The organism is Azospirillum picis (genome assembly GCF_017876115.1).
Classification (GTDB): domain Bacteria; phylum Pseudomonadota; class Alphaproteobacteria; order Azospirillales; family Azospirillaceae; genus Azospirillum; species Azospirillum picis.
This window is the reverse complement of the sequence record NZ_JAGINO010000052.1, coordinates 1-3845: the sequence shown is the minus strand read 5'-3', so window position 1 is coordinate 3845 and position 3845 is coordinate 1. Positions and strand designations below refer to the sequence as shown.

Annotated in this window: 4 protein-coding genes; 3 read left to right on the top strand and 1 reads right to left on the bottom strand. The window is 57.8% G+C overall.

Annotation, left to right across the window (positions count from 1 at the left end; translation table 11 throughout):
* On the top strand, positions 1-311 hold a 311-nt coding region (locus tag J2850_RS32190; protein WP_209991382.1), incomplete at its 5' end, for a DUF4376 domain-containing protein.
* A 4-nt stretch (positions 312-315) separates the two neighbouring features.
* On the opposite strand, the gene J2850_RS31470 is transcribed toward J2850_RS32190, so the two are convergent.
* Entirely contained in the window at positions 316-1095 is a 780-nt protein-coding gene (locus J2850_RS31470) for a methyltransferase domain-containing protein (protein WP_209991379.1), read from the bottom strand.
* A 116-nt stretch (positions 1096-1211) separates the two neighbouring features.
* Between J2850_RS31470 and J2850_RS31465 the strand changes: the two genes are divergently transcribed.
* Complete coding sequence (locus tag J2850_RS31465) at positions 1212-1778, top strand: glycoside hydrolase family 108 protein (RefSeq protein WP_209991377.1); 567 nt, start codon at positions 1212-1214, stop codon at positions 1776-1778.
* 145 nt (positions 1779-1923) lie between these two features.
* Complete coding sequence (locus J2850_RS31460) at positions 1924-3765, top strand: DNA methyltransferase (protein ID WP_209991375.1); 1842 nt, start codon at positions 1924-1926, stop codon at positions 3763-3765.
* The last annotated feature ends 80 nt before the right edge of the window (positions 3766-3845 follow it).

The following is a 3845-nucleotide window of genomic DNA, read 5'->3' as shown; positions in this document are numbered from 1 at the left end:
CCCCAGCAGGTCCTCGACCGCGACACCGGACATGGCGACCTCCCAAAGCCTGTTCAACAGGCGGGAGGACGCTCTATCGCAACTGTAATGCTAAGGCGCGCGAGAACCCGGACATGACGTTCCGATGGAAGGCGGCCAGCGGCGATTGGGTGGACCTGACAGGGGCCCAGATCATCAGCATCGCCGACGCGGTCGCCGATCATGTCCAGGTGTGCTTCGACCGTGAGGGCGATCTGCACGACGTGATCGACGCGGCCGAGACAGCGACCGACGTACTGGCCGTTGATATCACCAAAGGCTGGCCGCGTTAGGGCTTCATTGGAGCCTTTTGGCAACGATCGCTATGCCGCTGGGGTAGGCTAGGGTGTGAATGTCCGTGGCCTCGAAACCTGCCCTGATTGGATATGTCCAGAAATCAGCGCCAAACTCGAAGTGGACGAGATTGTCTTCAGGACGACGAGGGCTGCCGTGATGGCTAGGAGGCAGTCCTCGCCTGCTTCTAGTCATCCGATCGGTAATAACTGGGACAGTAAAGCAGCACGCTCCGCCAGATCGCAGAACCCTGCGGCATTCAGAAAGGCCACGGATAGGAAACTCGACATGCTCAAGAGTATCGGAATGAACGACGATATCATAGCTGCTATCGGCTATATTAAGGTTCATCATGTCGTATTCAGGGTATTGGATTAACCGATGGCCGGGAATGTGCTTAAAGAATTTGTTCAAAAGGCCCGCTTCGTTGATTTCAAGGATCTTTGCCTCCTTGAGCGCCCCTCCAGTGATTGAGGAAATTAAGGTCCCTTTATCGCCGACGAAGTTCAGCAAGGCTTGCGCGAGGGCGATAGATCGCACGTTTGTGGAGCAAGTCGTGCACTGGACGCCTTGCTGAATATTGATGTAACGCTCCTCTTCCGAAGAAAGCTGCCATTCAGAAACAAGGGCAGGCCACAGGACGCTCCTGTATTCCGAAAAAGAACTAGCTCCGCAGACGCAACAAGTTTTAACGCCAATATCCACGACACTTCCTCGCAAATGAAAGATACGTGCCTTGTGGGCCATGAGCGAAACCATAGTCAGCGTGGTCGCGTAACGCAATCAGAAGGCATCGTGTGCACGCGCCTGTTGGCGGATAAGTCCAGCCGCGGCAACACTCCAACCCAACTACTCCCGGCGCCCGCGAGGCGCCTTTCTCATGCCTGGAGGATCCCGACATGCCGACCCCTCGCGACCCCGCCGCTGCCATCATCGACACCATCCTCCGCCGCGAGGGCTGGCCCCGCTACACCGACCGGGCGAGCGACCGCGGCGGCCCGACGAAGGGCGGCATCACGCTCGACACCCTGACGAGCTGGCGCAAGCGCCCGGTCACGGCGACCGACGTCGCCGCGCTGGACGAGGCCGAGGTGCGGGCGATCTACCGCGCCCGCTACATCGAGGAGCCGGGCTTCGCCGGCATTACCGACGGCGCTCTCCGCGCCCTGGTGATCGACTCGGGCGTCAACCATGGCCCGGCCCGGGCGAGCACCTGGCTGCAGGATGCCGTGAACGACCTCGCTGGCCGTCCGGTGCTGAAGGTCGACGGCGCCGTCGGGCCGAAGACCTTGGCCGCGGTCAATGCTGGCGACGCGGCCGCGCTGTGGCGCTCCGTCTTCGCCCAGCGGATGCGGTTCTACGGCCAGCTGATCACCGGCGACGCCCGCAAGCGCGGCCGGGTCGAGGACGACGCGTTGAACGCCGCCGGCTGGCTCAACCGGCTGGCCGAGTTCATGGAGGCATAGGCGGTTGTGAGGAGGGCACGCGCTTTTTGCAGTGCAAAACTCCCGCGTGGCTCTCGGCGCCATCCGTTCTCGATTTCACCTCCTATACAAATCGTAATTGCCTTCACTTGAATCACCACTTTCTGTCTGTTCGACGGTGTGCGTGATGGCCCTTGCTCATGCCTCTCCCACTTTATCTCCCGCGGATTTCATTCACCGCTGGAAGGCCAGCACGCTCAGCGAGCGGAGCGCCTCCCAGACGCACTTCAATCAGTTGTGCCATATGTTGGGCGAACAGGCGCCGGCCGAGGCGGATCATGAAGGTGCGTCCTACTGCTTCGATAAGGGTGTCAGGAAGGTAGGGGGTGGGAAAGGTTGGGCGGATGTTTGGAAGAGAAGCCATTTTGGATGGGAATATAAGAGCAAGGGAAAGGACTTGGATGAAGCGCTCGTCCAGCTTCAGCGCTACGCTCTGGCTTTAGAGAACCCACCACTTCTTGTCGTCTGCGACATGGAGAGGTTTCGTATACACACCAATTGGACCAATACAGTTTCACAGTGCTTCGAGCTAACCCTTGATGATCTGCATGATCCCAAGGCTCGGCAGAAGCTTCAGTGGGTGCTGGCCAAGCCCGACAAGCTGAAGCCAGGGCTGACCCGCGAGGCGCTGACCAGGGATGCGGCGCAACGGTTTGCCGGGTTGGCCGCCGGGCTTCGGGCGCGTGGTCACGATCCGCAAGCCGTAGCGCATTTCGTTAACCGCCTTGTCTTCTGCATGTTTGCGGAGGATGCCGGGCTTCTTCAGAACCACCTCTTCAGCCGCATGCTTGAAGTCGCGCACGGCAACCCCACGCGCTTCCTGCCTATGACACGAGAACTGTTCGGCGCGATGAAAAGCGGCGGCATGGCCGGCTGGGAAGAGGTGCCATGGTTCAATGGCGGCCTGTTCGACAGCGACAACGCTATCCCGTTGTCCGCGACCGAGATTGGGCAGGTCCATGAAGCCGCCAAGCTGGATTGGTCGGACATGGATCCAGCGCTTTTCGGTACATTATTCGAGGGCGGCCTTGACCCCGATAAGCGGAGTCAGCTCGGAGCACATTACACTGACAGTGAGAAAATTCGGAAGATCGTTGAGCCGGTTGTCGAGCGCCCCTTGTTGTCCGAATGGAAAGATAAGAAATCTCTTATTTCAAAGGCAATGGAACGTGCAATTGGAACAAAAAGCGTATCCGTGAGGACAAAAGCGCTTAATGAAGCTAGGGCTTTATTCCGCAGTTTCCTTGAAATGCTGTGGAATTTTCGAGTTCTGGACCCAGCATGCGGCAGCGGAAACTTTTTATACGTATCTTTGATTGCGCTAAAAAATATCGAGCATCGGGTGAATATTGAAGCGGAAGCCCTTGGGTTAGAACGTGAGTTTCCTCGAATTGGCCCTGAAGCAGTGCTTGGAATTGAGATCAATCCATTTGCTGCTGAGTTGGCGCGGGTCTCTGTCTGGATCGGTGAAATCCAGTGGATGCAACGGAATGGCTACGGAATTAACCGCAATCCAATTTTGCGCAGTCTGCACACTATCGAGTGCCGAGACGCTCTGCTCACGGATGAGGGGGGAGAGTCTTCTTGGCCCGAAGCTGATGTCATTGTCGGCAATCCGCCATTTGCCGGCGGAAAGCTGCTCCGTAGCTTACTCGGCGATCAGGCTGTCGATCAAATGTTCGCGGTCTATCAGGGGCGCGTACCAGCCGAAGCTGATCTTGTATGCTACTGGCTGACCAAGGCATGGGAGCAAATCCAAGCGGGCATCACATTGCGGGCCGGTTTGGTTTCAACCAATTCAATCCGGGGCGGAGCGAATCGCAGAGTTCTAGAAAGTATCGTCGATGCTGGTATTATCACGGACGCTTGGAGCGATCAGCCTTGGGTAATTGACGGAGCGTCCATACGTGTTTCTCTTGTATCCTTCGCTTTACAAGGGGAAGCCGAAGTGCGCCTAGCAGGCTGCTGAAAAACTACCAGCGGTGAGCCTTGAGCTGGATCTCGTCGCCGTGGTGGATGCTGATTTCAACCTCGAGGCTTCCATCCTCG

What these genes read in the sequence shown, in the direction of transcription:
- J2850_RS31465 (WP_209991377.1), top strand. Translation starts at nt 1,212, where the DNA reads ATGCCGACCCCTCGCGACCCCGCCGCTGCCATCATCGACACCATCCTC.
- J2850_RS31460 (WP_209991375.1), top strand. Translation starts at nt 1,924, where the DNA reads ATGGCCCTTGCTCATGCCTCTCCCACTTTATCTCCCGCGGATTTCATT.